Source organism: Dyella soli, assembly GCF_054482295.1.
Genome location: NZ_JBTFFU010000002.1, coordinates 787774 through 814028 on the forward strand (window position 1 = coordinate 787774; position 26255 = coordinate 814028).

Below are 26255 nucleotides of genomic sequence, written 5' to 3' on the forward strand. Positions count from 1 at the left end.
ATGGACCTGGTAAGCCTCATCGGGACGATCCTGGCCTTCGTGGTCATCATCGTCGGCACCATCCTCAAGGGTTCCAGCGTCGAAGCGCTGTGGAACCCTGCCGCCTTCGTCATCGTGTTCCTGGGCACCATCGCCGCGTTGCTGGTGCAGAACCCGGGCAAGGTGCTCAAGCAAGCGATGGCGATGTTCCCGATGGTGTACAAGCCGCCGCAGCACCAGCCATCCGACCTGATCAGCCGCATCGTCGGCTGGAGCGAGATCTCGCGACGCCAGGGCCTGCTCGGCCTGGAGCCGCAGATCGATTCGGAGGACGACACCTTCATCCGCAAGGGCCTGCAGCTGCTGGTCGACGGCAGCGAGCCGGAGGCGATCCGCGGTGTGCTTGAAGTGGAGCTGGGCGCGCGCGAGCACACCGACCTGGCCGCGGCCAAGGTGTTCGAGAACGCCGGCATCTATTCGCCCACCATGGGCATCATCGGCGCCGTGATGGGCCTGATGGCGGTGATGCAGAACCTCGCCGACCCCAGCAAGCTCGGCCATGGCATCGCCGCGGCCTTCGTCGCCACCATCTACGGCGTGGCCCTGGCCAACCTGCTGATGCTGCCGATGGCCTCGCGCCTGAAGGGCCTCGTGCACAAGCAGACGCAGATGCGCGAGATCCTGGTCGAGGGCCTGGTGGCGATAGCCGAAGGCTCCAACCCGCGCCAGATCGAAGCCAAGCTGCAGGGCTACCTGCCGTGAGCAGGAAAAAAAAGCACCACGAGGACCACGTCAACCACGAGGCATGGGCGATTCCCTATGCCGACCTGATGACGCTGCTGCTGGCGTTCTTCGTGGTGATGTACGCGGTGTCGGTGGTGAACGAAGGCAAGTACCGCGTGATGTCCGAATCGATCATCGAGGCGTTCAACGGCTCCAGCCACGTCATCGCACCGATGCCGCAGACGCGCGTGCAGCCGCACAACGTCGAGCCGGCCGTGGCCACGCCGGCCGGCCAGCCGGGTGCCGCCACCACGCCGGTCAGCGTGCCCATTCCGCTGCGCCCGCAGCCGGTGCGCGCGGCGGACATGCGCGCGCAAGCGCAGCGCGTGTCGCAGCAAAACCTCGAACGCATCCGTGACCAGGTGCAGCGTGCGCTGCAGCCACTGATCGACAAGCAGATGGTCGTGGTGCGCAAGACCACCAGCTGGCTGGAAATCGAAATCCGCACCGACATCCTGTTCTCCAGCGGCGTGGCCAAACTGTCGTCGCCGGCGGACAACGTGCTCAACGAGATCGCCGGCATCCTGCAGCCGTTCTCCAACCCGGTGCGCATCGAGGGCTACACCGATGATCGCCCGATCAACACGGCGGTCTTCCCGTCCAACTGGGAACTGTCCGCCGCTCGCGCCGCCAGCGTGGCGCGGCTGTTTGCCGAACACGGCATCGACCCGCTGCGCCTGGGCATCGTCGGCTGGAGCGAATACCGTCCGCGCGCCGACAACACCACCGAAGACGGCCGCAACCACAATCGCCGCGTGCTGGTGGTGGTGTTGAGCGACCAGGACGCGCCCCGGCGCTTCTACAACGACGCCGAACACATGGGCCAGCTGGCCGAAGGCGACGACGGCCTGCAGGGACCGGCCGTAGCCGCCTCGAGCGCCGCCCCGGCCGCCGTGGCGAGAACGGGCGCGCCCATGCCGACGGTGGTGGTGAAGCCGGGCATGGAGCTGCCGGTCAACAAGGTGATGCTGGCCGGGCCAGCCCGTCCGGCAGGCCGCGAAAACAACGAGTCCGAACCCGCCACCGCGGTCCCCGTGCCGGGTGCAGCGACGGGTTCCATGACCGCCACGGCGCCGCACGCCGCCATGCCGGGGAGCTGATCACGTGAACCATGCACACATCACCGAGGCTGCACGGCGCTGGCTTTCATTCCGGCTGGGCGAGCAGCTTTACGCCGTACCGCTGGTGCAGGTTGGCGAAGTGATCCGCGACGGCGAGCACACGCCGGTGCCCGGTGCGGCGGCCGACCTGCTCGGCATCCGCCACTTGCGCGGACGCATCGTGCCCGTGCTCGACGGTCGCCGCCGGCTGGGCCTGCCGGCCGATGCCGGCGGCAGCGAGGCGGACGTGCGCATCGTGATGCTCGTGCACGGCGCGCACCTGGTGGGCTTGCGCGTCGACGCCATCGGCGACCTGGTGGCGCCGGAGCACGCCGAGATTGCCCCGCCACCGCCCGGTGGCCAGGCGCGCGACGATGATCCGGTGCATGGCGTGCTGCCGTGGCGCAACGGCTTTGTCGCCCTGCTCGACGTCGCCCGGCTGTGCCGCTTGCCGGCGGAGAGTGAAGCGGCCTGAGCCGCGGTCGGTGTACGGCTGGCGCGGGCTAGCCGTGATCGTCGGCGGCGTCATAGACGCACGACAGCACGGCCGCTGCCGCGGCGTAGAGTGTCGCCGGGACATCCTGGCGCAGGCGCAGCGAGGCGAGCAACGCGGCCATCTGCGGGTCATGGTGCAGTGGAATGCCCAGCGCGCGTGCACGTGCCAGCAAGGTTTCCAGCGACTCCGCCGGCAGGCTGGCGGGCGGCGCAACCTCGGTCGAACCACCGGCAAGGCGCAGGCTCACGCGTCGACGCGGGATCGGTAGTGGCGTGCTCATGCCATCGCCTTCAGCAGGATCGCGCTGTGCGGGCTGCTCGCCTGCGGCAGGCCCTGCTGGCAGCTCAGCTGGTCGAGGATCAGGCCGGTCGCCGCCAGTTTCTGGCGCAGCGCGCCGAACTGGTGTTCCAGTCGATGCACGGTGTCCGCGCGTTCGGCCCACAGGCGTACCGACAGCCGCAGGTCGCGCAACTGCAGTTCACCCTGCAGGGGACCCGTCGCGGGCAGGTCCAGCGCGAAACCGAGTGTCCACGCGCTGCCGCCATCGGCGTCGGCCGTGTGCTGCAGCTGGATCTGCAGGATGTCGCGACCGGCGTCGCCCTGCAGCGGAATCTCGATCATCCACGCCGGCACGGTGGTCGCTTCCAGTTGCGCCACCTCGACCCGCGCGAGCGCCGCATGCACTTCGCCATGCAGGCGGCCGAGCAGGGCATCCACGTCGTCGTTGAGCAATTCCGGCGGCAGGCCCAGGCGCGGCTGGGGCTGCAGGCCGCGCTGCTGCAGCGGCGGCGGTGTCTCGTTGTCGCCTGCCGTCGGGCGGCGGGCGGGCAGGTAGTCGTCGAGCAGGCTGGCCAGCCGCAGCATGGCCGCCTTCCAGTCCTCCTGGCTCAGCACGGCCATGTCCACCTGCGACTGTGCCAGCTGCGATTCGAGGAACAGACCGCTGCGACTGATGGCCTCTTTCAGTCCTTCGCCGCGGGTGACCTCGGCAGGCGTGCGCACGCCATGTTCGAGCAGGGCGAGCGCGGGGCGCAGATAGGCCGGCAACTGGCGCAGCGCGGGACGCTGCGCCAGCGCATCGAGCGTGGCGAGCAGCGGTGCGTAGCCGTTCTGCTGCGGCAGGCGCTCACGCAGTGCGACCTGGATGGCCGGCTCGGGCGTGTGCGGGGCAATCACTTCGAGTTGCGGCTGCGCGCCGAGCGTGAGCACGCGCACCTGGAATTGCGATGGCAGCTGGCCGCGCGGCGGTTCGGCCTCGACCGCGAGGGCGCCGATCTGCAGCACCATCATGCCGTCCGGATTGATCCCCAGCGGTCGCGCGGCAAGCACGGTACCGATGCGCCAGCTCTCCGCGGCACTGCCGGAGGCAGCACCGGCCCAGGCGAGGGCGGCGAAGCTGGTGGGTTGAATGATCAATCACGACTCCTTGCGGAGACGCGTCATGCGCGCGCCATTCCGTGCAGTGTGCATCGGCCGGTGCGCGCGCAACTTGAGGCCCGATTTTCGTCGGGTCGGTCACGCTTCGGAACGGTCGCCGGCAGCTAAAGCGGCGGCCGCCACGGCCGATAAGCACACCGAAGCGGCCCGCAGGGCGCAGCGAGGAACAGGGCGATGGTCAACAAGACGGCGAAGCGCACGGGCGAGGGCGAGGCGCGCAGGGTCCTGCTGCCCACGGACTTTCGCCTGGCCGAGGTCGCCGCCGTGAAGGCCGAGCTGATCGACGCCTTCGACGCACCCGCCGTGCAACTGGACGGTGGTGGCGTGGAGCGGGTGGACACGGCAGCCCTGCAGTTGCTGGTGGCGTTCCGCCGCGAAGCGTTGGCGCGTGGCCTGACGCCGGCTTGGCAGGGCGTCAGTGGCGCGATGCGCGACGCGGCGAACCTGCTCGGCCTGGCACAGGCTCTGGAATTGCCGGCAACCATGCCGGCCTGAAACTGAGGTGGAAGATGGCAAAGATTCTTGCGGTGGATGATTCGGCTTCGATGCGCGGCATGGTGGCCTTCACCCTGCGCGGTGCGGGACACGACGTGAGCGAGGCCGAGAACGGCCAGCTGGCGCTCGACGCGGCGCGCGGCGGTCGTTACGACCTGGTGCTGGCGGACGTCAACATGCCGGTGATGGACGGCATCAGCATGGTGCGCGAGCTGCGCACGATGCCCGAGTACAAAGGCGTGCCGATCCTGATGCTGACCACCGAGTCGCACACGGACAAGAAGATGGAAGGCAAGGCCGCCGGCGCCACCGGCTGGCTGGTGAAGCCGTTCGATCCCGAACAGCTGCTGGCTACCGTCAAGCGGGTGCTGGGTTAAGGCAAGGTCCATCGAAAGATCCCTTCTCCCCACGGGAGAAGGTGCCGGCAGGCGGATGAGGGTTCGCGCGGAGCGCGAGACAGGAGGTCGGCGCAAGCCCCGCACCCTCACCCCAACCCCTCTCCCGGTGGGAGAGGGGGCCAAGGCAACGTCATGCTGAAGTTTTGAACCGGTTTCACAGAGAAGCATCCCCATGAGCAAAGCCGTCCTGGCGCAGTTCCAACAGGTATTCGTCGAAGAGAGTCTGGAAGGACTCGATACGATGGAGTCGTCGCTGCTCGCGCTGGACGATGGCGGCGACGGGGAACTGGTGCACACCATTTTCCGCGCGGCGCACTCGATCAAGGGCGGTGCGGCCACCTTCGGTTTTCCGGAGATGTCCTCGTTCACCCATGAAGCGGAGTCGCTGCTGGACGAAGTGCGCAGCGGCAAGCGCGCGATCGACCGCGCCATCATCGAGCTGCTGCTGCGCGCGGTGGACTGCCTGCGCGGCATGTTCGCCCGGGCGCAGGCCGGCGAACCGCTCAACGACGCCGTCGCCGACGGCTTGCGCAACGAACTGGCCGCCGCAATGGGACGCGGCGTGCCGGCGGCGGGGGCGCAGGCGCGCCGCGCGGACGACCATGCCGAGCGCTGGACGATCCGCTTTCGGCCGCACGCAGGCATGCTGGCCGGCGGCAACGAACCGCTGCGCCTGCTCCGCGAGCTCGCGGGGCTGGGCGAGTTGAACGTCACGGCCGCCCTGGAGCAGCTGCCGGCCACGCTGGCGGCGCTCGAACCGACCGAATGCCACCTGGGCTGGACGATCGAACTGAAGGGCCCGGTCAAGCGCGCGGACATTGCCGCGGTGTTCGACTGGGTCGAAGACGAATGCGACCTCGCCATCGAGGCGCAGCAGCTCTCCGCCATCCCCGCGCCGGTGGCGGTGGCCGCAGCTGCCGCCGCGCCGGTGGCTGACGCCGGCGCCGCGCGCGCACAGCGCGACAGCAGCGCCGAATCGAGCTCGGTGCGTGTGTCGATCGACAAGATCGACGGACTGATCAACCTGGTGGGCGAGCTGGTGATCACCCAGTCCATGCTCGACACCTTCCGCGGCGACTACGATCCCTCGCGGCTTGCCGTGCTTGAGCATGGCCTGGCGCAGCTGGCGCGCCACACGCGCGAGCTGCAGGAAAGCGTGATGGGCATCCGCATGCTGCCGATCGCCTCCGTGTTCAATCGCTTCCCGCGCATGGTGCGCGACATCAGCCAGAAGCTGGGCAAGCAGGTGAAGCTGGAACTGGTCGGCGAGCAGACCGAGCTGGACAAGACGGTGCTGGAGAAGATCGGCGACCCGATGGTCCACCTCGTGCGCAACGCCATCGACCATGGCCTGGAGACGCCGGACCGCCGCCGCGCCGCCGGCAAGGGCGATACCGGCACCCTCAAGCTGGAGGCATCGCATCGAGGCGGCAACATCGTGGTGGAAGTCTCCGACGATGGCGCCGGCCTCAATCGCGACGCCATCGTGGCCAAGGCGATCCAGCGCGGCCTGATCACCAGCGGCGAGGGCATGAGCGACGAATCGGTGGCCGAGCTGATCTTCCAGCCGGGCTTTTCCACCGCGGCCGTCACGACCGACCTGTCGGGCCGCGGCGTGGGCATGGACGTGGTCCGGCGCAACGTCGCCGACCTCGGCGGCAGCGTGGTCATTCGCAGCACACAGGGCAAGGGCAGCGTGTTCACCATCACCTTGCCGCTGACCCTGGCGATCATCGATGGCCTGACCGCCGCGGTGGGCGAGGAGCGCTACATCGTGCCGCTGGTCTCGATCGTCGAATCCGTGCAGCTGAAGGCCGAATCGGTGCGCAGCGTCGCCGGCGGCGGGGAGTTGTTCCGCTTCCGCGGTGAGTACCTGCCGGTGATCCGCCTGCACGATGTGTTTGGTTGCGAGGACGCCGTGCGCAGCATCGACCAGGGCCTGATGGTGGTGGTGGAAGGCGACGGCAGCCGCGTGGGCCTGTTCGTCGATGGCCTGATCGGCCAGCAGCAGGCGGTGGTCAAGTCGCTGGAAGCGAACTATCGCCGCGTGCAGGGCGTGTCGGGCGCCACCATCCTGGCAGACGGTTCGGTGGCTCTGATCGTCGACATCGCCGGCCTCGTACGCATGCAGGGACGTCGCAAGGCCGCCTGATCCAGGCGGCCAGAAAGCCTCCGGTGGGGCGCCGCGCGGCAACGGTCGGCGGGCCTCGACCGAGTTGATCGCGCGGTGATGCCGATGGACGCAGTCACCCGCCAGAACGCGGCGCGGCTGCAGGAGGCCGCGCGCCGTCACGGCGAATGGCCCTGGCGATTTCCAGCGCCGGCCAGCCTCAGACCGACTCAAGTTTCCCCTTCCTCCGCCGATCCAGAATCCGAAAGGGAGCCCGGCACGTGGGCTCCACCGACGAGGCAAACCATGTCCGACCACAACCGGAGCGAGGCGCTCCAGTCGCAGTACCTCACCGTGAACCTCGGCCACGAGGAATACGGCATCGACATCCTGGCCGTGCGCGAGATACGTGGCTGGACACCGGTGACGCGCATCCCGCAGGCCCCGCACTACGTGCTGGGCGTGCTCAACCTGCGCGGCGCCATCGTGCCGGTGATCGACATGCGCCTGCGCTTCGGCCTCGCACGCGAGGAATACAACGCCACCACGGTCACCGTGATCGTGACGGTCGCCGGCCGCCATTTCGGCGTGGTGGTGGATGCAGTGTCCGACGTGCTCGACGTGGCCGAAGACGCCATGCGCCCGGTGCCGGACATGGGCACCACCGTCGACACCGAATACCTCAAGGGTCTCACGGCCATCGGCGAGCGCATGGTGTTGCTGCTGGACGTGGACAAACTCCTGCAGCCGCAGGACGCACAGATGCTGGAGGCAGCGCTGCCCGCCGCCTCCGATGTGAAAGCCGTGGCCTGACCGAATTAGCCGGAAAGTGAAATCATCATGAAGAAGTTCACACTGAAAGTCCCCGAGCTCTCCGTCCGCAACCGCATGCGTGCGGTACTGGGCCTGCTTGGCCTGATGCTGATCGGCGGTGCGGTCATTGGTCTTGGCTCCATGCAGCTGCAGAACGACGGCATGCGCGCCATCTACGAAGACCAGATGGTCCCGATGGAAACGATCAGCCAGATCAACACGCGTTCGCTGATGTCGTTCATCACCTTGGGCGAAGCCGGTTCGCTGGTGGGCAAGCCCGATGCGGTCAAGCAGAAGCTGGCCGAGTACGAGAAGTACCAGGCGGAGATGGAAAATCTCAAGAAGCAGTTCGATGCCATGCCGATGTCGGATGCGGTGAAGGCACAGCGTGATCGCTGGCATGCCAACGACGCCGACTACAAGGATGCGAAGGCTTCGATGGTCGATGCGCTCAAGCAGGGCGACACCGGCGCGTCTGAAATCCTGGAGCTGCAGGTGCGGCCGCTGCTGATGGATCGTCAGGATGCACTCGCCAAGCTGGTCGAAGCGCAGCGCGTCGATGCCAAGCAGATCTATGACAGCCAGGTCTCGCGTTACCACCTCATCCGCACCATCAGCATCATCGCCCTGCTGGCGGGCCTGCTGATTGCCGCGGTGATGGCGGTGCTGCTGATGCGCTCGATCCTGGGCACCCTGAGCGTCGCCGTGCAGGTGTCCCATGCCATCGCTGCCGGTCGCCTTGGCCATCACATCGAGACGCGCCGCAACGACGAGCTGGGCGAACTGCTCGACGCACTGCGCACCATGGACGAGCGCCTCAGCGCGATCGTGGGCGAAGTGCGCCACGGCGCCGGCTCGGTCAGTTCGGCTGCGCAACAGATCGCCCGCGGCAACGACGACCTCAGCCAGCGCACGCAGGAGCAGGCATCGAGCCTGGAGGAAACCGCCTCGTCGATGGAGGAAATGACCTCCACCGTGAAGCAGAACGCCGAGAACGCCAGCCACGCCAACCAGCTCGCCAGCGCCACGCGCCGCCAGGCCGAGCACGGTGGCGAAGTGGCCGCGCAGGCCAGCACGGCGATGCGCGAGATCAACGATTCCAGCCGCAAGATTTCCGACATCGTCAGCCTCATCGACGAGATCGCCTTCCAGACCAACCTGCTGGCGCTCAACGCGGCGGTGGAAGCGGCGCGTGCCGGCGAGCAGGGCCGCGGCTTTGCCGTGGTCGCCACCGAAGTGCGCAACCTGGCGCAGCGCAGCGCCGGTGCGGCCAAGGAAATCAAGGGCCTCATCAACGACAGCGCGGAGAAGGTGCGCGTGGGTTCGTCGCTGGTGGACCAGTCGGGCAAGGCGCTGGCCGAGATCGTGGACAGCGTGAAGAAGGTCACCGACATCGTGGCCGAGATCGCCGCCGCCAGCCAGGAACAGTCCGCCGGCATCGATCAGGTCAACCACGCCGTGCTGCAGATGGACGAAATGACCCAGCAGAACGCCGCCCTGGTGGAAGAGGCCGCTGCCGCCGCCCGTGCCATGCACGAGCAGGCCGGCGAGCTGGCCCGCCAGGTCAGCTTCTTCCAGCTCGGTGACGACGCTGCCGAGCCGGCCACCGAGCGTGCACGCACGCACACGGTGATGGCCGAGGCCGAGGCGGTGTTCGCCGCCGTGCGCAACGCGCCCGCACCGACGCGCCAGCCGCGCGCATCGGAAGCGGCCGACGCTGGTGCCTGGAAGGAGTTCTGAGCATGGTCATGCCCGCCACGATCGACGGCAACACCGCCGCGGCGGGCATGAACGGGCCGTTGCTGGGTGATGGCGAGTTCGCCTTCCTGCGCGCCTTTGTCTACCAGCATTGCGGCATCTCGCTGGGCGACCACAAGCGTCAGCTGGTGCAGGGCAGGCTGCTGCGCCGCCTGCGCGCGCTGAAGCTGCGTGACTTCGCCAGCTATTGCGAGGTCCTGCGGCGCGACCCGCAGGGCGAACTGGGCGAACTGGCCAGCGCGATCAGCACCAATGTCACCGCGTTCTTCCGCGAGTCGCATCACTTCGACCTGCTCGCCAGCGAGCTGCTGCCGCGCTGGATCGCGGAAAAGAAGCACGGCGGCCGCCTGCGCATCTGGTCCGCCGGCTGCGCCACCGGCGAGGAACCCTACACCCTGGCCATCGTGCTGGCCGAGGCGCTGGAAAAGCACGGCGGCAACGTCGATGCGAAGATCCTCGCCACCGACCTGTCGCCGCAGGCGCTGGACACGGCGCGCAAGGGCGTCTATCCCATCGAGCGCCTCGAGGGCGTAAGCGCCGAGCGCCGCCGCCGCTGGTTCCTGCGTGGCGAGGGCGAGTACGAGCAGTACGCCTGCGTGCACCCGCGCCTGCGCGAGCTGGTCAGCATCCTGCCGCTGAACCTGCTGCACGAGTGGCCGATGCAGGGGCCGTTCGATGCGATCTTCTGCCGCAACGTGGTCATCTACTTCGACAAGCCCACCAAGCAGCGCCTGTTCCAGCGTTACGCAGGCCTGCTGCCCGACGGCGGTTATCTGTTCCTCGGCCATTCGGAGTCCATGTACGGACTCAACGATCATTTCGACCTGATAGGACGCACGGTCTACCGGAAGCGCAGCGAATGAGCGTCCCAGCAGTACATGTCCCCACTGGCGCGGACTACGACCCCGCGCGCGTATTACCCGGCTTTGAACACCTGCGCCGCTTCTGGGACCCCGCGCACGCCTGCATGACGGTGAAGGTGCTGCCCGGCGAGTTCTACGTGAGCACGCAGCAGGAAATGATCTCCACCGTGCTGGGCTCCTGCGTGTCGGCGTGCATCTACGACCGGCAGCGGCGCATCGGCGGCATGAACCATTTCATGCTGCCGGAGCCGGTGGGCGAGCGGGGCGCCTGGGCCGACACGGTGGGCCGCGCGGCGCGTTACGGCAACGACGCCATGGAGCAGCTGATCAACGCGATCTTCAAGGCCGGCGGCCAGCGCGCGGACCTGGAGGTCAAGGTGTTCGGCGGCGGGCGCGTGCTGGCCACCATGACCGACATCGGCCGGCGCAACATCGACTTCGTGAGGCGCTACCTCGACGCGGAAAAGCTCGATGTGCGCGCCTCCGACCTCGGCGACGTGCACCCGCGCCACGTGCAGTTCTTCCCCAACACCGGCAAGGCGCGCGTGCGCCTGCTGCGCGGCCGCACCGACGCGGTGCTGGTGGACGGCGAGCGGCAGTATCTCAAGCGTTTGGCAAACGATCCGATAAAGGGAGAAGTGGAGCTGTTCTGACCGCGCCACCGCGCGCAATGACAGAGCCACATCGGTTGTATCCGGCGCCGGCACGGGCCAGCAGGAGCGAGGCCCGTGCCGGGCGCTCCGATCCACGAAGGCGAGACCTGAAGTCAATGGAAAGAGTACGTGTCCTGGTGGTCGATGATTCCGCACTGGTGCGGAAACTGCTGTCGACCATGCTTTCGTGCGACCCGGGCATCGAGGTGGTCGGCACGGCCGCCGACCCGCTGATCGCCCGCGAAAAGATCAAGCAGCTCAACCCCGACGTGCTCACGCTCGACGTGGAAATGCCGCGCATGGATGGCATCACCTTCCTCGAGAACCTGATGCGGCTGCGGCCGATGCCGGTGGTGATGGTGTCCTCGCTGACCCAGGAAGGCGCCGAAGTCACCCTGCGCGCACTGGAACTTGGCGCAGTGGATTTCTTCACCAAGCCTTCCAATGACCTGGCCAGCACGTTCGCCGAAGGCGCGCAGGAGATCTGCGCCAAGGTGAAGCTCGCCGCGCTGACCAGGCCGCGCCAGCGCACCGCCGTGCGCAAGCTCGACGTGCCGCCGCGCCTCACCGCCGATGCCGTGTTGCCCCGCGCGCAGACGGCCGGCACGCGTGGCGGCAGCCCGATCATCGCCATCGGCGCCTCCACCGGCGGTACCGAAGCCATTCGCGTGGTGCTCGAGGCGATGCCGCCGGACGCACCGCCCATCGTGATCACCCAGCATATCCCCGCGGCATTCAGCGGCCCGTTTGCGGCGCGCATGGACGCCTGCTCGGCGATGCGCGTGTGCGAGGCCCGCGACGGCCAGCCGATCCAGTCCGGGCATGCGTACATCGCGCCGGGCAGCCAGCACCTGCTGGTGATGTGGGACGGCGCCAAGTACGTGTGCCGCCTGCACAACGGCCCGCCGGTCAACCGCCACAAACCGAGCGTGGACGTGCTGTTCCGCTCGATGGCGGCCAGCGTGAACCGGGCGGCCGTGGCCGTGCTGCTCACCGGCATGGGTGACGACGGCGCGCGCGGCCTGCTCGAACTGCAGCAGAACGGTGCGCGCACGCTGGTGCAGGACGAGGAGACTTCGGTGGTCTGGGGCATGCCCGGCGCCGCCTGGAAACTCGGTGCCGCCAGCGAAAAGCTGCCGCTGGACCACATCGCCGCGCGCCTGCTCGCGCTGGCGCAGCAACCCATTCCCCGCGCCGTCGCGACGGCCACCTGATCTGCGGATACCCCTATGGACGCCATTCTTTCCTTCCTGCGCGTGCGCCCCGTCCTCGGCCTGGCCGCCAGTGCGGCCGCCCTCGTGCTGACCCTGTTGTGGCCGTCCGCCTGGCTGGGGGCCTTGCTGATCGTGCTGATGACCGGCGCGTGGATCGTCGAACTGCGTCGCGCCGCCCCGGCGGCCGAACCGGTGATCGAGGAGGCGCTGGCGCACCATGCACCGGTGCGCGAGGCGCTGGAGGAAGTGCGCAGCTCGCTGGTCGACGAACTCGGCCACGCCACGCGCGAGCTGCACCAGGCGCTGGACCTGCTGCGCGACGCCGTGTCCGAGCTTGGCGGCGGCTTTGACGGCCTGTCGCAGAAGACCGGCATGCAGCAGTCCCTGCTGCGCCAGATCATCGACGCCCAGAACGAGGGCGTCTCGGTGCAGGACTTCGCCGCACGTACCGGCGACCTGCTGGAACACTTCGTCGGCATGGTGGTGCAGATGTCGCGCGAGAGTCTGCGCATCGTCTACCGCATCGACGGCATGGCCAAGGAAATGGACTCCGTGTTCGGCCTGCTTAAAAACGTCAACACGATCGCGGAGGAAACCAACCTGCTCGCGCTCAACGCGGCCATCGAGGCGGCCCGTGCGGGCGAGTCGGGCCGCGGCTTCGCGGTGGTGGCGGGCGAGATCCGCAACCTGGCCAGTCATTCCAACCAGTTCAACGAGCAGATCGGCAGCCACGTCGAGCGCGCCCGCATCGCCATGGAGCAGCTGCGTGGCCTGGTCGGCACGATGGCCTCGCAGGACCTCAACGTCGCCCTGTCCGCCAAGGGCGGCATCGACGCCATGATGGCGCACGTCACCGAGAGCGATGCGCGCACCAGCGCGGTCGCCGACAAGGTGGTGGAGATCAACCGCGGCCTGGGCAGCGACGTGTCCACCACCATCCGTTCGCTGCAGTTCGAGGACATCCTCAGCCAGCTCATCAACCAGACGCGCATGCGCCTGGTCGAGCTGCAGGAGATCACCACCGAGTGCACGCGCGATATCGAAGAGCTTGCCTGCAACCCGATCGACGCCGAACTGCTGGCACAGCGCGCACAGCGCGTGCGCAACCGCCTGGCCATCCAGCGCGAGAAGGCGCGCCTGCGCTCGCGCGGCCCGGCCCTGCAGAACACCATGGACGCCGGCGAAATCGAACTGTTTTGAGGAATCCACCATGAGCCTGATCGTCCACCACGATGCCGAACTCGACTGCGTGACGCTGCAGATGGGCGAGCGCTTCGACTTCACCGTGCACCGCGACTTCCACGACGCCTGCCTGGGCGGGCGCGCCGCGCGCAGCTACGTCATCGACCTGGGCGAGGTGTCCAGCATGGACAGCTCGGCGCTGGGCATGTTGCTGTTGCTGCGCGAGCACGCCGGCGCCGAACGCGCCGAGATCCGCATCGTCAACGCGGACACCAGCCTGCGCGGCACCCTGCGCGTAGCCGGCTTCGACAAGCTGTTCGTGCTGCACTGAGGCGAGGCCGCCCTCCCGGGCCGACCGGGCGCGAACCCCCACCGGGCCATTGTCAGCGGCCTCGCCCTGACGCGCACCCGGCCGCCTCCAGGCGGCGCCTGCACCAGGCCGCTCTGTCTTTTGCCCAATTGACGCCTCGCGCAGGCGGGCGTACGTTCCGCCGCGCGTCAGGGTGACTTCCCCTGTCGCGCTTGCGTCAGTCTTGCGGATGCAAGCGCATGTTTCGCTGATCCCGCCCCCGCGAAATACGTATGCAGTTGGCTTCATCGCGAAAGCTGCCGCTGCCGGCTCGCCGTATCGGTAGCGGCCTGACTTTACCGGGAGATGTTCGACGGGCCGGAGTGGCCGTCGGGGCCGGACGCCCAGCCAGCCGGCTCTCGGGTGCGCGAAGGCACGCCCGTGGCCATCGACGACTTCAACGCAACGCGGGAGGACGTGTCATGGCAATTGGCGTTCGGTTCAGTGTGAAGTGTGGCCTGGTGGTGCTTGCCTGTGCGTGTGCCGGGGCGGTGCTTGCCCAGGACATGGCCAAGGTCGCGCCGAAGAACAGCAAGGTGGTGCTCGACAACGAGCAGGTCAGGGTGATCGAGGTCTGGCTGAAGCCGGGCGAGACGCTGCCCATGCATTCCCATCCGGCCAACGTGGTCTATTTCATCACCGGCGGCAAGATGAAGACGACCACCGGCGACGGCAAGGTGACCGAGGTCGAGCGCAAGGCGGACGAGGTCGTGTGGAGCGAGCCGGTGACGCACAGCAACCAGAACATCGGCACGGCGCCGACCAAGGCGCTGGTAGTCGAGCTGAAGACGGCGAAGTAGGGCGACGGCCGGCCGTCGGCTGGATGGCTGGCGGGTATCGCCTTCTACGGGGTGCCCGCCATGCCGCGATGTCTCCGCCGCCTCGCGGCGGCATGGCCTCAGCGGGACGATGGCGCCTGCCGGTTGGCCTGATAGCGGCGTGATGCCTCGTTGGCCCTGGCGATGCGCTGGTCATTCAGGGGATGGCTGGATACGTAGCGCAAGCCCGTGCCTCCCTTCAGCTCGGGATGCGCGCGTTGCAGCGCCTGCATCGCATGGACGAAGGCCACCGGGTCGATGTCGCGTTGCGCCAGCGTGCGGAAGGCGAACGCGTCGGCGTCTTCTTCGAAGCGGCGCGAGTAGTGGCTGTCGATCAGGAACATGGGGATGCCGGTGGCGACGCCACCCAGCGAGGTCACGTCACCCATCATCATGCCGGCGACGATGAACACGCCGGAGCTGCGCAACACCTGGCGCAGCATATGGTGGCCGGCCTGGTGTCCGAGCTCGTGCGCGATGACGGCGAGGAAGGCCTGGTCATCCGGCACCGCCTTGGCCAGCGCATCGGTGAAGACGATGCTGCCGTCGGGCAGGGCGAACGCGTTGGCGCCGATGGCGGGTGACGCGTAGAACTTCAGCTCCACCACCGGAAGGCCGGGCACGCCGTCGACGAAATGGCGGAACACCGCCTGCAAGTGGGCCTGGCGTGCAGGGCCCAGCGTGGTCGGAAGCAGCAGCCGTCCCTCCAGCGCAACCAGCGACTGCCGCCCCATGGAAGTCTCCAGCGCGTGCGGCAGGCGCGTGGCGATGCGGTCCGCTGCCCACGGCAGGCCGAACTCGAACAGGCCGAGCAAGGACACCACCACGATCACCACGCTGACCAGCGCCGCCACCCAGCGGCGCTCGAGCCAGTCCACCAGTCGTTCCAGCCGGTGGTGGCGGGGAAACCAGTCGTCGGGCAGCAGGTCATGCTCGATCTGCAGGTGCGCGCCATTCGCCAGGTGCAGCACGAACGGCAGGCCCGTGACCCGCGCACTCGGCTCGACCGACGCGAGCGGGACATCCCACTCGCGGGCGCGGTCCGTGCGGCGCCAGCGCAACATCGCGTCGTCACGCCACACGTGGACCCGCGTGGCGTGGCTGGCATGCCCGTCGAAGTAGATCGCCGGGATCATGGCCGTCAGAGACCGATGTCGATGCCCAGCAGGCTGTCCATCTCGGTGGCAGCCGCGCCAATTTCGCCGTGCGCGAACGCGTCGCGGACGAAATCGCCGAGGTCGCCGTCACCGATGATTTCCAGATGCTCGGCGCGGTAGCGCGCCAGGCGGATGCGCGCCCAGGGCATCGCCAGGCCGAGCGAGCACAGCACGGCCAGTCCGTTGCCAAGGTACAGGCCGAGCATCGGCCAGTACGACAGCGTGGAGCGGAAGCGGTACTGCCCCAGCTGCGCCTGGTTGTAGAGCAGGTTGGTCATGCGGGTATGGGCGAAGGTCCAGACACCCAGGTACGCCGGCGCGAGCACGGCATAGACGCCGAGAATGAAATAGAGCGGCGGCGTCTGCGGGCTGATGGCTTGCGTGTGCCCCTTGGTGAATGCCGCCACCACCACCGAGAACACGATCGTGCATGGGAGGAACCATGCGAGCGCCACGCCGGCAGCCTTGAGGTAAACGTCGTAGTAGTTGCCCAGCGCGCTCTTGAAGCGGAATGACTTGCCACCGAAGTGGTGGTTTTCGACCATCCAGCCCTGCTGGTTGCCCTTGATCCAGGGATAGATGCCGGTGAAGGCGGCGAATGCCAGCAGCAGGCCGATCAGCGGGTGGCCGCCCGCCGTGAGCATCACCATCAGCACGAAGGGGACGCCCATCAGGAAGTACACGCCGAAGTACCACTTGTAGCCGCCGAGGTAGTCGTCGCTGAAATAGAAGCGCAGCCCCCGCCACGAGGAATAGCGCGCGCGGAACATCAGGCTCTTGACGATCATCCACGGCATGAAGCAGGCCACGACCAGCGCCGCGGCCGCCTGCAGCGGTTTGGAGACCTGCCCGCTCAGCGCGTAGATGGCGAAGATGCCGGCGGTGAGCAGACGCCCCTTGAGGATGGGTATCGGTCGGGCGAGGTACTCGAACGGCGTATCGCCCAGCCTGGTGCTCGAGTACAGGTAGCGGCGCGTGCGCACGGTGGCCCACGCCGAATAGATGCCCAGGGTCACCAGCGTCAGCGCGACGTTGACGATCCAGATGCGGAAATAGTCTTTGGCATTGCCGCGGAATTCGAGGCGATGCGCCCCTTCGTCGTGGCTTGCCGGTGCAACGTCCATTTCGGGCAGGTACACGCCCGAGGCCATGGTCTCGTCATGCATATCCGTCTGTCCCCTTTTCCTGGAATGCCTCCCCCCGGAAGCGAGGGCAGCATAGCCGAGAACAGGATGCCGGAAAGCGGCAGGATCTTGCGCTCGGCGCGCCCCGATACAGGCGTCAGCAACGGGAGTCGCCGGCCTCGGCCAGGCGCATGCCGTCCATGCCTGCCAGGCTCACGCCGTTGCGTCCGTCGAACTTGGTGCGGTACATCGCCTCGTCGGCCTGGCGCACCAGTTGCTCGAAGCGCGCGCCGGCCCGTGCCGCCGCCACGCCGATGCTGGCGGTGACCGCGATGCACTGGTTGTCGACCCAGGTATGCGAGTGGTCAAGCGCGTGACGCAACCGTTCGGCCACGTCCAGCGCCTGGGTCAGGGTGGCGCCGGGCAGGGCGAGCACGAATTCCTCGCCGCCGTAGCGGCTGGCCAGGCTGCCCGGCCAGTGCGTGTTGTCCCGCAGGATGGTGGTGACATGCCGGAGCACGTCATCGCCTGCATCGTGGCCCCAGCGGTCATTGATCTGCTTGAAGTGGTCCAGGTCGAAGATCAGCAAGGCGAATGGCTGGCCGCGTTGCTGGCAGCGGGCCATGCTCGCGCGTCCCTCGGCGATGATGGCGCTGCGGTTGAGCAGGCCGGTGAGCCCGTCGGTATGCGCGGCGCGGCGCAGATCGACCATCAGCCGCTCGGTCACCAGTTGCAGCAGCGCGAAATACGACGCCAGCCCGGTGAGGATGCCGATGACGTAAGTGGCGGCGATCGGCGTGCCGGCCTTCATGAGGTCCTGGCCCGCGGCGGGGTCCATCGGCAGCAGGCTGCGCACCAGGAAGAAGCCCACGTTGACCAGCATGATGCCGGCGGCGATGCGGCAGCTCGTGCGTATCGCCGCTTCGCCGTAGCGCAGCAGCAGGTAGGCATAGGACAGGTTGAAGACCACCGCCTGCAGGCTGCCGATCACGATGCGTGCATGCAGGTCGGGCGTGGCATAGGTCAGCCAGGCAATGACGGCCGTGTAGAACGCCACCAAGCAGGCGGGCCAGCGCCAGCGCAGCGGTTGATCCAGGTGCCGGGCAATGCCCTTGAGCGTGGCGGCGTTGGACAGCACGATGCAGCCGTTGCCGACCACGATGGAAAGGAAGTCGGCGATGTGGCCGCGCAGGCCGATCAGCAGTACGCCGATGGCCGCGATCCACAGGCTGGCCACCCAGGTGCGCATCACGGCCTGGTTGTGCAGCACGGTCATCAGCGAGGTGAAGCCGATGGACGCGCCGATGCTCATCAGGAGACTGACGAAGGTGAGGGTCTGGACATCCAGATGCATGGCGCTCCCTGTGGCCGCCGCACGCCTTTCGCCGCAGGAGTGCAATAGGCCCTGGCCGAGGCCCGCGGATCGACGCCGTCGTCGATGGTCACGAGTCGTATCGGCACTGGGCCGGAAAACTTGAACCACGTCACAAAACGACAGCAGGAAATTGCGATCCGGCAAAACAAAGAGGCCCCTTGCGGGGCCTCGGGCAAAACCGGGTGGCTCTGCGGATTACCAGGTGCGCACGTCGGCGACGCCGACCGTGTAGGACTGCATTTCCGGATCGAAGCGGAACAGGCGGCCCAGGTCGAAGTCCACGGTCTGGCCCGGACCGATGTTGGTGGTGCCGGCCGGCCAGCCCTTCTTGGACTGCAGCACCTTGCCGGAGCCGTCCTTGGCGTCGATGGTGATCTGTGCGGCGGCGGCTTCGTGGCAGTGGTTCACCAGCTGGCCGGTGAGGCTCAGGCGTGCGCTCATGCCGCTGCCCACGAGCTTCATCTTGAAGTCCTGCACGGCGAAGTCGGTCGGGGCGCAGGCGGCGTGGGCGGCCAGCGGGGCAAACAGGAACAGGGCGGAGGCGATCAGAGTCTTCATGGGCGAAATCCGTCGATGGGGTCAGGTCGGTAATGGGACGACATGACAAACATCGGCGGTTCCGCCGGATTCTTTAGCGCCGCTGTAGGGTTGCCTTCAGCTTCAGGGCGACGAAGCGGCCTGCCCGATGAACCACAGGCCGGCGAACAGCTTGGGGTCGATGGAATAGCCTTCGGCTGCCCGCGCGAACAGCCAGGCACCGGCCTCGCTGCGCGGTACTTCGTGCACGATGATGTGCTCGGACTCATCGCCGCCGCCCGGGCCGACCTTGTGCAGGTCCCAGGCGCGCACGAAGGCGATCATCTCCGTGCTCATGCCCGCGGACGACGGCCCCTCGTGCAGGAACTCCAGCCGGCTGCAGCGATAGCCGGTTTCTTCCTCGAGTTCGCGGGCGGCCGCCAGCAGCGCATCTTCGTCGTCGTGGCCGTGCAGGTCGCCCACCAGGCCGGCGGGCATTTCGATGGTGTGCCGCAGGATCGCCACGCGGTACTGCTCGACGAACAGCACCTTGTCCTCCGGCGTGACCGCCAGGATGATCACCGCGCCGCCCGGGTTGTTGCGCTCGACATATTCCCAGCGCCCGCGTTTGCGCAGGCTCAGCCATTTGCTGGTGCAGAGGGTTTCCACCGGGGCATCGGCATCGGCGGGGACGTGGCGGTCGGGAACAGTCATCGGCATGCGCTTGGAAGGGGCGATCCCGCATGGTGCCGCGGCCCTGCGGCAGCCACAAGCTCGGTGCTCATTCCGACGTGACGGGGAGTTCCACCGGGCGCGGGCGAATGCGCGTCGCCCAGGCCACGCCCGCGACCAGCAGGGCGATGCCGGTCAGCGTGAGCGCGGATGGCGCGTGCCCGCGCAGCAGGAAGGCATACGCCAGCGCCGCCAGCGTCTCGAACACGATCAGTTGGCCGGCCAGTGCGGTGGGCAGGCGCTGGCTGGCTGCGTTCCAGCACAGCGTGCCCAGCCAGGAGGCAAACAGGCCGATGGCCGCCATCAGGCCGATGAAGCGCCAGGGATGGGGACCGAACGGCATGGCAAACGGGCTGCCGCCGGCGCGCAGCAGCACCCACACCAGCAGATAGCCGGCCAGCGCCAGCGGCAGCGTCGCGATGCCCTGCGCGGTGGCCCAGGTGTGTGGCTGGCGATCCGGGTGGCTGCGCAGCCAGTCGGCGTTGCGCAGCGGGTACCAGGTCCAGCAGGCCACCGCGCCGCAGGCCAGCAAGGCACCACGTGCGTAGCGCCACAGTTCGGCTGGCGCAGGGTGATCGAGCGCCGCCAGTTCCGCCCGGTTGACGCAGGCGATGCCCGCGGCGATCAGCACCAGCGACGGCGCGAGCCAGCGCCACGGCAGGTGGCCGTCGCGGCGTGCATCACGCAGGTTGGCGCTGATCGCAATCACCACCGGCAGCGTGCCGATGATCATGGTGGGCAGGGGCGCACCGGCCAGCTGGATCGCGCTGGCCAGGCACAGGTAATAGAGGAGGTTGCCGACCGCAGCGAGCTTCAGCGCCGCCAGCCAGTCGGCGCGGCCGAGCCGGCGCAGCGCGTGGCGGTCCATCCAGGCCAGTGGCAGCGCAATCAGCCCGAACGCGAGATAACGCCCCACCGACTGCAGCGCGGCCGGATACTCCGGCAACAGCAGCGGGCTGATGAAGACCAGGCCCCACATGAGGCCGGCGGCGAGTGCGTAGAGGGTTCCGGTCCACATGGGCCGAGCATGGCCCGGCGCGGGCCTGCCGTCTTGTACGAGATTGCGGCGGACGCGCGCGCCGCCGTCAGCGGGCGATGGCTTTCTGGTAGCGCGCGGGCGTCAGGCCGTAGCGGCGGGCGAAGGTACGGGTCAGGTGCGCCTGGTCGACCAGCCCGACGGCCGCGGCCACCTGCGCCGGTGCTTCGCCGCGGGACAACTGGCGCTTGGCCTCGGCCAGGCGGAGCGCCATCAGCAGCTGTTGCGGCGTCGCATGGTGCTGCGCACGGAACTGGCGCAGGAAGTGGAAGGGGCTGAGGCCTGCCACGTTCGCCAGCTCGTCGAGCGTGAGGCGGCGCGACAAGTGGGCATGCAGGTAGTCGAGCACCGGCGCGAAGCGCACGGCGCCACCGTCGACCGCTGCGTGCGGCACGCGTGCGTGCCGGCGGAATTGCGCCAGCAGCTCGAACAGCAGGCTGTCGAACGCGAGCGGTTCGCCTGCCTGCCACAGCGCGTCCAGCAATGCGGTGACGCGCCGGGCATCCGGCATGTCCTCGCGCACCACGTCGCCAAACCACCAGCCGGGCTCCCCGGTGATCTCGGCCACTGCCGCCGGCTCGATATACGCCATGCGGTAGTGCCAGCCGTCCTCGGTCTCGGCGCGCCCGGTGTGCAACTCGTCGGGATTCATCATCACCACCGAACCGGGTGGCGCCAGATGGTCGGCTCCGCGGTAACGGAAGCGCTCCACGCCGGACTCGATCGCACCCAGTCCAAAGCCATCGTGCGTATGCGGATCAAACGCATGGCGCACGATGTGCGCACGGTACAGTTCCACGCTGGCGCGATGTCCGGCGAGGCGGAACTCGGCCTCGTCACGCGGTGAGGGAAAGCGGTCGGGAACGCCCTGCATGGGCCGCATGCTACATCGCTGGCGACTCAGCCGATCAGCGCCTTCAACCGCGTGCGGGTCAGCGGGCCGAAGCGCAGGCGCTCGCACAGCGCGTCCATGGTCGCCATCTCGCCGGGCGCGCGACGCAGGGCATCGGCATCGTGTGCGACCGGGGCGTCCAGCGCAATGCGCGTGAGCCGGCGATAGAGACGTGCCGCCTCGGCATGTTCGCGCAGTTTCTGCGCGCAGCTGGCGGCGCCGCGCAGGCGCAGGAACGGCACTTCGTCCACGCGATCGAGCAGGGCATCCAGGCTGCCGAAATGCGCCAGCAGCGCCGCCGCGGTCTTGGCGCCGACGCCCGGCACGCCCGGGATGTTGTCGACCGCGTCGCCGCACAGGGCGAGATAGTCGGCCACCTGGTGCGGGTGCACGCCCATGCGCTCATGCACGCCGGCGGGTCCCCAGCGCATGCCGCGGGCGTAATCCCATTGTTCGTCGTCGTCGCCGAGCAGCTGGCCGAAATCCTTGTCGGCCGACACGATCACGCTGCGGAAACCTTGCGCGCGCAGGCTCCACAACGCACTGCCGATCAGGTCGTCGGCTTCGTAGGTATGGTCGATCAGCACCACCACGCCCAACGCCTGCGTCACCTCGCGGCACAGCACGAACTGGCGCTCGAGGTCGGGTGGCGGCAGTTCGCGGTTGGCCTTGTACGCGGGATAGATCGCATTGCGGAACGACGTCGTCAGCGATGCATCGAACGCCACGGCGAGATGCTCCGGCCGCACGCGTTCGAGCAGTTCACACAGGAATCGGGTGAAGCCATGCACGGCGTTCACGGGATGCCCGTCCACATCGTGGAACTCGTCCGGCATCGAATGCCAGGCGCGGAACACGTAAAGGCTTCCGTCCACCAGATGGACGGCTGGACGGCTCATGGCGTCCACGTGCTGAGCACGTCGGCGAGCGTCGGTCGGTCGCGGTCCGGCACGTCGAGCTGCGGCGTGCCGATGTGCACGAAGCCGATCACCTGCTCGTTGTCGGCCAGGCCGATGATGGTGGCCGCTTCGCGGTCGTACGCCGCCCAACCGGTGAGCCACTGCGCGCCGAAGCCCAGCGACTGCGCGCCCAGCAGCAGGTTGTAGGCAATGCAGCCGGCACTGAGCCGCTGCTCGATCACTGGTATCTTGCTGGCCGGATCCGTGCGCGAGATCACCGCCACGACGAGCGGCGCGAAGCTGTAGCGCGTGCGCTCCTTCTCGCGCTTGGACTCGGGCATGTCCGGCTGCAGGCGCAGTGACAGCGCGGCGAGGCGTTCGCCGAAGGCCAGCTTGGCCTCGCCTTGCAGCAGGATCAGCCGGAACGGCTGCAGCTTGCCATGGTCAGGAACGCGGATCGCCGCCTCGAGCAGTGCCTGCAACGTCGCCCCCTCAGGCGCCGGCTCACCCAGCTGGCGGGCAGGGATGGAATGGCGCTGCAGCAACAGGGAAAGGTCGTGCGACATGGGGAATCCGGAGCGGCAAAGCGTCCATGCTAATTGGCCGGGAGCCTGCAGGCGAACTTCGCCGCCGCGCCCCGGGGGATTCGAGGCCGGCGGTCCGGTCGACTCAAGCGTTGACGGCCAGGCGGAACGATCCCGGCAGCAAGGCTTCCACCGTGGTTTCCTGCACGGCGCCATCGAGGTTGCCCAGCCACACTGGCATCGCGTCGTCGCACAGCTCCGACATGACCTGGCGGCAGGCACCGCAGGGGCTGATCGGCCCGGCGGTGTCGCCGATCACGGCCAGCGCCTCGAAGTCACCGGGCCGGCAGCCTGCCGCCACGGCGGCGAACAACGCCGTGCGTTCGGCGCAGTTGCACAGGCCGTAGGAGGCGTTTTCCACATTGCAGCCGGTGAATTGACGGCCATCGCGGGCGAGCACGGCGGCACCCACCAGGAAGCGGGAATAGGGGGCATAGGCACGTTCGCGCGCCTGGCGCGCCAGGGACAGCAGGACATCGGGAACAACGATCGCGGTCATCGGGATCTCCATGACGAGTCCCCGGCGTCGACGGCGGCGCGCCATCGATGGCAGCGGCGGGCCAGTCTACCCCTGTCGGGGCGGTGGTTCGCAAGGCGAGGCATCGGCTAGGATGCCCAGACCTTTCCGCAGGGGATGCACGATGCCGATCACCGTGGCTGCATTGCGTGAAACCGCCGCCGGCGAACAGCGGGTGGCGATCACACCCGAAATGGCCAGGAAATTGCGCGGCAAGGGTTTGCGTGTGCTGCTGGAACATGGCGCCGGTGCGGCGGCGGGCTTTCCCGACGACGCCTACGCCGATGCCGAGTTCGCCGACGCCAGCCAGGTGCTCGCCCAGGCCGACGTGTTCGCCTGCGTGCTTCCCCCCGACGACAGCGTGTGGGCCCGCTTGCGCGAAGGCGCCACCGTGGTCGGCCAGCTGCGGCCCTATGGCGCCGCCGCACGCATCGTGGCGATGGGCAAGCAGCGGCTCACCGCGTTTGCGCTGGAGCTGTTGCCGCGCACTACGAGGGCGCAGGCGATGGACGTGCTCAGTTCGCAGGCGGCAGTGGCCGGCTATCGCGCCATGCTGATTGCGGCGGAGGCCGCGCCGAAATTCTTCCCGATGCTGACCACCGTGGCCGGCACCATCCGCCCGTCGCGGGTGCTGGTGATCGGCGCCGGCGTGGCCGGCCTGCAGGCCATTGCCACCGCGCGTCGCCTGGGCGCGCAGACGGAAGGCTATGACGTGCGCCCGGAAACCCGCGAGCAGGTCGAATCGCTGGGCGCCAAGTTCCTTGACCTGGGCGTCAGTGCCGCCGGCAGCGGCGGCTATGCGCGCGAACTGTCGGCAGAAGAGCGCGCCGCCCAGCAACAGGCACTGGCCGAGCATCTCAAGCTGGTCGATGTCATCGTGACCACGGCGGCGGTGCCGGGCAGGCCCGCGCCAAAGATCCTCAGCGCGGCGATGGTCGACGGCATGAAACCCGGCGCACTGATCGTGGACCTGGCGGCCGAAGGTGGCGGCAACTGCGAGCTGACCCAGCCGGGCCAGCGCGTGCAGCGCAACGGCGTGGTGATCCTCGGTCCGCTCAACCTGCCGGCCGGCGCGCCGCTGCACGCCTCCGAGATGTATGCGCGCAACGTCTACAACTTCCTCGAACTGCTGGTGCAGGGCGACACGCTGGCGCCTGACTTCAACGACGAGCTGATCGCCAGGAGCTGCGTCACGCGCAACGGCGAGCCCCATTTCCACGACTAGCCACGCGCTGGCCTCACCCGTAGTTGGACATGAAAAACCCCGCCGCGGCGGGGTTTTTCAATGTTTCGGCCCGCCATTGGGCGGTGGCGGCGGAGGCATGCCCCGCGGTCCCGGGGCGCCAAACGGAGGACCGGCACCGCGCATTTCCCGATGCCACTGGCGCAGCAGCTGCTCGCGCTGGTCCGGCGGCAGTTGCTGGAAGTGCTGGAACGCCGCGTGCAGCTGCTCGCGTTCTTCCGGCGGCAACTGCTTGAAGCGGCGACTGTTTTCACGCACTTGCTCGCGCTGCTGCGGGGACATCTTCTGCCACTGGTCGATGCGCTCGCGTATCGCCTGGCGCTGGTCCGGCGGCAACGTTTTCCACTGCTGCGCACGCTCGAGCATGCGGGTCTGCCGCTCGGGCGGGAAGGAATCCCACTTCTCGGCCAGCGGCGACAGCACGTCGCGTTCGGCCGGCGACAGGCTCTGCCATGGATGCGCCACCGGCGGCGTCGACGGTCCGCGTGGTCCATGCGGAGGCGGCCCTCCTGGAGGTGGGCCAGGCGCGAAGTCACCCGGGGGAGGTCCCGGCGGAAAGGCACCCGCAGGGGGCGGCGGGGGCGGCTGGTCTTGTGCCATGGCAGTGGTGGTGATGCCGCCCAACAGGCTGGCCAGCAACACCAGGTAAATACAGCTACGACGCATAGTCACCGGCTCGCCTGGCTTTCGCCATTCTTGGCCAGCCAACCATAGAACTCCATGTTCTGGTAGAGCGCGGGGTCGGCTGCGGCGGCATCGGGCGGCAGGTCGCCGTCGGCGTCCGTGGCGACGGCCGAACGCAGGCCCGCCGGGCTGCCCAGCGGCCTTTCCACCGGCGAGGACAGCATCAGGGCTGCCAGGGCAATGGCTGCAAAGGCACCCGCCGGCAACAGCAGCTGCAATAGCCGCTGGGCCAGCGACGGGCGGTCGGACTGGTCGAGCGCCGTGCGGCGGGCCGCGCGCAGGCGCGCCGCCGTGGCCGGGTCGATGCGATGCGCAGCCTCGCGATACAGCTCGCGCGCGCGGCGTTCCAGATCGTTGTCGGGCGCATTCATCGCCAGTCCTCCAGTTGGTCGCGCAGGCGTTGCAGCGCACGCGACAGGTGTGTTTTCACGCTACCTTCCGAACAACCCATGGCCTGCGCGGTTTCCGCCACGTCCAGGCCTTCCAGCATGCGCAGCATGAAAGCCTCGCGCTGCCGTTGTGGCAACAACTTCACCGCCGCCGCCATGTCGGCATACGACTGGGCGTCATGCAGGCGTTCCAGCGGGCCGGGCGCGTTGTCGGCGGGCTCCCACAAGGGCAGCTCGTCGCCGTCCTCATCGCGCCCGCCCAGCCAGCCGACCATGATCGAGCGCACCTTGCGGCGGCGCTGCAGATCGACAATGCGCCGGCGCAGGATGCCCCAGAACAGCGGCGTCCATTCCTGGGCCGGTTTGTCGCTGTAATGCTTGACGAGGCGCAGCATGGCGTCCTGCACGGCGTCGAGGGCATCCTCGCGGTGGCCGAGGTTGAGCTCGGCCATGCGGAAGGCGCGCCGCTCCACCTGGGCCAGGAAGGCATCCATCGAGGCGGGCACCGCGCGGATGTCCTGGGCCAGCAGATCGGCTTCAATCGTGGAAACGGCGCTATTCATGGCGTCATCGTCCGCTTCGCCGGATCGGCCATCCTGAGACTCCATCGGTACGTCGTTGTGCATCAACGTCCGAGGCTCGCGCGGGTTGACCCACGT

Annotated in this window: 30 protein-coding genes; 15 read left to right on the forward strand and 15 right to left on the reverse strand. The window is 68.3% G+C overall.

Annotated elements, in window-relative coordinates:
- The 3 genes from ACXU4B_RS13935 to ACXU4B_RS13945 are packed head-to-tail and all read left to right on the forward strand — an operon-like array spanning nucleotide 1 to nucleotide 2337.
- Nucleotides 1–741, forward strand: coding sequence for a flagellar motor protein (locus tag ACXU4B_RS13935; RefSeq protein WP_131411526.1), 741 nt, complete (start codon nucleotides 1–3; stop codon nucleotides 739–741).
- The gene (motD, locus tag ACXU4B_RS13940; RefSeq protein WP_131411524.1) at nucleotides 738–1862 is read left to right on the forward strand and encodes a flagellar motor protein MotD; all 1125 of its coding nucleotides are present in this window, start codon (nucleotides 738–740) and stop codon (nucleotides 1860–1862) included. The genes ACXU4B_RS13935 and motD overlap by 4 nt, the downstream gene beginning before the upstream one ends.
- Nucleotides 1863–1866: 4 nt before the next feature.
- Nucleotides 1867–2337: a chemotaxis protein CheW gene (locus ACXU4B_RS13945; RefSeq protein ID WP_131411522.1), complete on the forward strand. Its 471-nt coding sequence runs from the start codon at nucleotides 1867–1869 to the stop codon at nucleotides 2335–2337.
- A 28-nt stretch (nucleotides 2338–2365) separates the two neighbouring features.
- Here the strand turns inward: ACXU4B_RS13945 and ACXU4B_RS13950 are convergent, their stop codons facing one another.
- Entirely contained in the window at nucleotides 2366–2638 is a 273-nt protein-coding gene (locus tag ACXU4B_RS13950; protein WP_131411520.1) for an EscU/YscU/HrcU family type III secretion system export apparatus switch protein, read from the reverse strand.
- Nucleotides 2635–3774 (reverse strand): flagellar hook-length control protein FliK, encoded by a 1140-nt coding sequence (gene fliK / locus ACXU4B_RS13955; protein WP_131411518.1) that lies wholly within the window; start codon nucleotides 3772–3774, stop codon nucleotides 2635–2637. Before fliK ends, ACXU4B_RS13950 begins: the two co-directional genes overlap by 4 nt.
- A gap of 195 nt (nucleotides 3775–3969) precedes the next feature.
- Between fliK and ACXU4B_RS13960 the strand changes: the two genes are divergently transcribed.
- The 11 genes from ACXU4B_RS13960 to ACXU4B_RS14010 all read left to right on the forward strand — a co-directional run bounded on the left by ACXU4B_RS13960 (nucleotide 3970) and on the right by ACXU4B_RS14010 (nucleotide 14430).
- Nucleotides 3970–4290, forward strand: a complete 321-nt coding sequence (locus ACXU4B_RS13960; protein ID WP_131411516.1) for an STAS domain-containing protein — start codon at nucleotides 3970–3972, stop codon at nucleotides 4288–4290.
- A 14-nt stretch (nucleotides 4291–4304) separates the two neighbouring features.
- On the forward strand, nucleotides 4305–4667 hold the full coding sequence (locus tag ACXU4B_RS13965) for a response regulator (protein WP_130620936.1): 363 nt from the start codon (nucleotides 4305–4307) through the stop codon (nucleotides 4665–4667).
- A 193-nt stretch (nucleotides 4668–4860) separates the two neighbouring features.
- Nucleotides 4861–6840 carry a chemotaxis protein CheA gene (locus ACXU4B_RS13970; protein WP_131411514.1) on the forward strand — a complete coding sequence of 660 codons (1980 nt, stop codon included), beginning with the start codon at nucleotides 4861–4863 and terminating at the stop codon, nucleotides 6838–6840.
- A 264-nt stretch (nucleotides 6841–7104) separates the two neighbouring features.
- Nucleotides 7105–7611 (forward strand): chemotaxis protein CheW, encoded by a 507-nt coding sequence (locus ACXU4B_RS13975; RefSeq protein ID WP_131411512.1) that lies wholly within the window; start codon nucleotides 7105–7107, stop codon nucleotides 7609–7611.
- Between the two features lie 27 nt (nucleotides 7612–7638).
- The gene (locus ACXU4B_RS13980; RefSeq protein WP_131411510.1) at nucleotides 7639–9351 is read left to right on the forward strand and encodes a methyl-accepting chemotaxis protein; all 1713 of its coding nucleotides are present in this window, start codon (nucleotides 7639–7641) and stop codon (nucleotides 9349–9351) included.
- Nucleotides 9352–9353: 2 nt separating this feature from the next.
- Nucleotides 9354–10232 (forward strand): CheR family methyltransferase, encoded by an 879-nt coding sequence (locus ACXU4B_RS13985; protein ID WP_131411508.1) that lies wholly within the window; start codon nucleotides 9354–9356, stop codon nucleotides 10230–10232.
- Nucleotides 10229–10885, forward strand: a complete 657-nt coding sequence (cheD, locus tag ACXU4B_RS13990; protein WP_131411506.1) for a chemoreceptor glutamine deamidase CheD — start codon at nucleotides 10229–10231, stop codon at nucleotides 10883–10885. Before ACXU4B_RS13985 ends, cheD begins: the two co-directional genes overlap by 4 nt.
- Nucleotides 10886–11001: 116 nt before the next feature.
- Nucleotides 11002–12099 carry a protein-glutamate methylesterase/protein-glutamine glutaminase gene (locus ACXU4B_RS13995; RefSeq protein WP_131411504.1) on the forward strand — a complete coding sequence of 366 codons (1098 nt, stop codon included), beginning with the start codon at nucleotides 11002–11004 and terminating at the stop codon, nucleotides 12097–12099.
- Between the two features lie 15 nt (nucleotides 12100–12114).
- Nucleotides 12115–13299, forward strand: coding sequence for a methyl-accepting chemotaxis protein (locus ACXU4B_RS14000; protein WP_131411502.1), 1185 nt, complete (start codon nucleotides 12115–12117; stop codon nucleotides 13297–13299).
- 10 nt (nucleotides 13300–13309) lie between these two features.
- Entirely contained in the window at nucleotides 13310–13612 is a 303-nt protein-coding gene (locus ACXU4B_RS14005; protein WP_240734133.1) for an STAS domain-containing protein, read from the forward strand.
- 440 nt (nucleotides 13613–14052) lie between these two features.
- Complete coding sequence (locus ACXU4B_RS14010; RefSeq protein ID WP_165583220.1) at nucleotides 14053–14430, forward strand: cupin domain-containing protein; 378 nt, start codon at nucleotides 14053–14055, stop codon at nucleotides 14428–14430.
- 98 nt (nucleotides 14431–14528) lie between these two features.
- Here the strand turns inward: ACXU4B_RS14010 and ACXU4B_RS14015 are convergent, their stop codons facing one another.
- The 10 genes from ACXU4B_RS14015 to ACXU4B_RS14060 form a co-directional block, all read right to left on the reverse strand.
- Nucleotides 14529–15584, reverse strand: a complete 1056-nt coding sequence (locus tag ACXU4B_RS14015; protein WP_131411498.1) for a M48 family metallopeptidase — start codon at nucleotides 15582–15584, stop codon at nucleotides 14529–14531.
- Nucleotides 15585–15589: 5 nt separating this feature from the next.
- The gene (locus ACXU4B_RS14020) at nucleotides 15590–16771 is read right to left on the reverse strand and encodes a YjgN family protein (protein ID WP_131411496.1); all 1182 of its coding nucleotides are present in this window, start codon (nucleotides 16769–16771) and stop codon (nucleotides 15590–15592) included.
- Between the two features lie 115 nt (nucleotides 16772–16886).
- On the reverse strand, nucleotides 16887–18083 hold the full coding sequence (locus ACXU4B_RS14025) for a GGDEF domain-containing protein (RefSeq protein ID WP_131411494.1): 1197 nt from the start codon (nucleotides 18081–18083) through the stop codon (nucleotides 16887–16889).
- A gap of 216 nt (nucleotides 18084–18299) precedes the next feature.
- A complete protein-coding gene (locus tag ACXU4B_RS14030) occupies nucleotides 18300–18662 on the reverse strand; it encodes a hypothetical protein (protein WP_131411492.1) in 363 nt (120 codons plus the stop codon).
- 102 nt (nucleotides 18663–18764) lie between these two features.
- Nucleotides 18765–19340, reverse strand: a complete 576-nt coding sequence (locus ACXU4B_RS14035; protein ID WP_425481421.1) for an NUDIX hydrolase — start codon at nucleotides 19338–19340, stop codon at nucleotides 18765–18767.
- A gap of 61 nt (nucleotides 19341–19401) precedes the next feature.
- Nucleotides 19402–20370, reverse strand: a complete 969-nt coding sequence (locus ACXU4B_RS14040; protein ID WP_131411488.1) for a DMT family transporter — start codon at nucleotides 20368–20370, stop codon at nucleotides 19402–19404.
- A gap of 67 nt (nucleotides 20371–20437) precedes the next feature.
- Entirely contained in the window at nucleotides 20438–21262 is an 825-nt protein-coding gene (locus tag ACXU4B_RS14045; protein ID WP_131411486.1) for an AraC family transcriptional regulator, read from the reverse strand.
- 26 nt (nucleotides 21263–21288) lie between these two features.
- Nucleotides 21289–22179 (reverse strand): 5'-3' exonuclease, encoded by an 891-nt coding sequence (locus ACXU4B_RS14050; RefSeq protein ID WP_131411484.1) that lies wholly within the window; start codon nucleotides 22177–22179, stop codon nucleotides 21289–21291.
- Nucleotides 22176–22745, reverse strand: coding sequence for a nitroreductase family protein (locus ACXU4B_RS14055; RefSeq protein WP_131411482.1), 570 nt, complete (start codon nucleotides 22743–22745; stop codon nucleotides 22176–22178). Before ACXU4B_RS14055 ends, ACXU4B_RS14050 begins: the two co-directional genes overlap by 4 nt.
- Before the next feature lie 103 nt (nucleotides 22746–22848).
- On the reverse strand, nucleotides 22849–23262 hold the full coding sequence (locus ACXU4B_RS14060; protein ID WP_131411480.1) for a cytidine deaminase: 414 nt from the start codon (nucleotides 23260–23262) through the stop codon (nucleotides 22849–22851).
- Between the two features lie 142 nt (nucleotides 23263–23404).
- Between ACXU4B_RS14060 and ACXU4B_RS14065 the strand changes: the two genes are divergently transcribed.
- Entirely contained in the window at nucleotides 23405–24505 is a 1101-nt protein-coding gene (locus tag ACXU4B_RS14065) for an NAD(P) transhydrogenase subunit alpha (protein WP_131411478.1), read from the forward strand.
- A gap of 57 nt (nucleotides 24506–24562) precedes the next feature.
- Here ACXU4B_RS14065 and ACXU4B_RS14070 read toward each other — a convergent pair whose 3' ends face one another.
- The 3 genes from ACXU4B_RS14070 to ACXU4B_RS14080 all read right to left on the reverse strand — a co-directional run bounded on the left by ACXU4B_RS14070 (nucleotide 24563) and on the right by ACXU4B_RS14080 (nucleotide 26159).
- Nucleotides 24563–24988, reverse strand: coding sequence for a DUF3106 domain-containing protein (locus ACXU4B_RS14070; RefSeq protein ID WP_240734131.1), 426 nt, complete (start codon nucleotides 24986–24988; stop codon nucleotides 24563–24565).
- A 203-nt stretch (nucleotides 24989–25191) separates the two neighbouring features.
- A complete protein-coding gene (locus ACXU4B_RS14075) occupies nucleotides 25192–25578 on the reverse strand; it encodes a hypothetical protein (RefSeq protein ID WP_131411476.1) in 387 nt (128 codons plus the stop codon).
- The gene (locus tag ACXU4B_RS14080) at nucleotides 25575–26159 is read right to left on the reverse strand and encodes an RNA polymerase sigma factor (protein WP_131411474.1); all 585 of its coding nucleotides are present in this window, start codon (nucleotides 26157–26159) and stop codon (nucleotides 25575–25577) included. Before ACXU4B_RS14080 ends, ACXU4B_RS14075 begins: the two co-directional genes overlap by 4 nt.
- Nucleotides 26160–26255: the final 96 nt, after the last annotated feature.

Coding starts and splice junctions, on each gene's coding strand:
- ACXU4B_RS14050 (WP_131411484.1), bottom strand. CDS start 22,179: ATGAGCCGTCCAGCCGTCCATCTGGTGGACGGAAGCCTTTACGTGTTC.
- ACXU4B_RS13975 (WP_131411512.1), top strand. CDS start 7,105: ATGTCCGACCACAACCGGAGCGAGGCGCTCCAGTCGCAGTACCTCACC.
- ACXU4B_RS14075 (WP_131411476.1), bottom strand. CDS start 25,578: ATGAATGCGCCCGACAACGATCTGGAACGCCGCGCGCGCGAGCTGTAT.
- ACXU4B_RS13985 (WP_131411508.1), top strand. CDS start 9,354: ATGGTCATGCCCGCCACGATCGACGGCAACACCGCCGCGGCGGGCATG.
- ACXU4B_RS13960 (WP_131411516.1), top strand. CDS start 3,970: ATGGTCAACAAGACGGCGAAGCGCACGGGCGAGGGCGAGGCGCGCAGG.
- ACXU4B_RS14055 (WP_131411482.1), bottom strand. CDS start 22,745: ATGTCGCACGACCTTTCCCTGTTGCTGCAGCGCCATTCCATCCCTGCC.
- ACXU4B_RS14045 (WP_131411486.1), bottom strand. CDS start 21,262: ATGCAGGGCGTTCCCGACCGCTTTCCCTCACCGCGTGACGAGGCCGAG.
- ACXU4B_RS14010 (WP_165583220.1), top strand. CDS start 14,053: ATGGCAATTGGCGTTCGGTTCAGTGTGAAGTGTGGCCTGGTGGTGCTT.
- ACXU4B_RS14005 (WP_240734133.1), top strand. CDS start 13,310: ATGAGCCTGATCGTCCACCACGATGCCGAACTCGACTGCGTGACGCTG.
- ACXU4B_RS13970 (WP_131411514.1), top strand. CDS start 4,861: ATGAGCAAAGCCGTCCTGGCGCAGTTCCAACAGGTATTCGTCGAAGAG.
- ACXU4B_RS14030 (WP_131411492.1), bottom strand. CDS start 18,662: ATGAAGACTCTGATCGCCTCCGCCCTGTTCCTGTTTGCCCCGCTGGCC.
- ACXU4B_RS13980 (WP_131411510.1), top strand. CDS start 7,639: ATGAAGAAGTTCACACTGAAAGTCCCCGAGCTCTCCGTCCGCAACCGC.
- ACXU4B_RS14025 (WP_131411494.1), bottom strand. CDS start 18,083: ATGCATCTGGATGTCCAGACCCTCACCTTCGTCAGTCTCCTGATGAGC.
- ACXU4B_RS13995 (WP_131411504.1), top strand. CDS start 11,002: ATGGAAAGAGTACGTGTCCTGGTGGTCGATGATTCCGCACTGGTGCGG.
- ACXU4B_RS13965 (WP_130620936.1), top strand. CDS start 4,305: ATGGCAAAGATTCTTGCGGTGGATGATTCGGCTTCGATGCGCGGCATG.
- ACXU4B_RS14080 (WP_131411474.1), bottom strand. CDS start 26,159: ATGAATAGCGCCGTTTCCACGATTGAAGCCGATCTGCTGGCCCAGGAC.
- ACXU4B_RS14065 (WP_131411478.1), top strand. CDS start 23,405: ATGCCGATCACCGTGGCTGCATTGCGTGAAACCGCCGCCGGCGAACAG.
- ACXU4B_RS14000 (WP_131411502.1), top strand. CDS start 12,115: ATGGACGCCATTCTTTCCTTCCTGCGCGTGCGCCCCGTCCTCGGCCTG.
- ACXU4B_RS14015 (WP_131411498.1), bottom strand. CDS start 15,584: ATGATCCCGGCGATCTACTTCGACGGGCATGCCAGCCACGCCACGCGG.
- ACXU4B_RS13935 (WP_131411526.1), top strand. CDS start 1: ATGGACCTGGTAAGCCTCATCGGGACGATCCTGGCCTTCGTGGTCATC.
- ACXU4B_RS14060 (WP_131411480.1), bottom strand. CDS start 23,262: ATGACCGCGATCGTTGTTCCCGATGTCCTGCTGTCCCTGGCGCGCCAG.
- ACXU4B_RS14040 (WP_131411488.1), bottom strand. CDS start 20,370: ATGTGGACCGGAACCCTCTACGCACTCGCCGCCGGCCTCATGTGGGGC.
- cheD (WP_131411506.1), top strand. CDS start 10,229: ATGAGCGTCCCAGCAGTACATGTCCCCACTGGCGCGGACTACGACCCC.
- ACXU4B_RS14035 (WP_425481421.1), bottom strand. CDS start 19,340: ATGCCGATGACTGTTCCCGACCGCCACGTCCCCGCCGATGCCGATGCC.
- ACXU4B_RS13950 (WP_131411520.1), bottom strand. CDS start 2,638: ATGAGCACGCCACTACCGATCCCGCGTCGACGCGTGAGCCTGCGCCTT.
- ACXU4B_RS14020 (WP_131411496.1), bottom strand. CDS start 16,771: ATGCATGACGAGACCATGGCCTCGGGCGTGTACCTGCCCGAAATGGAC.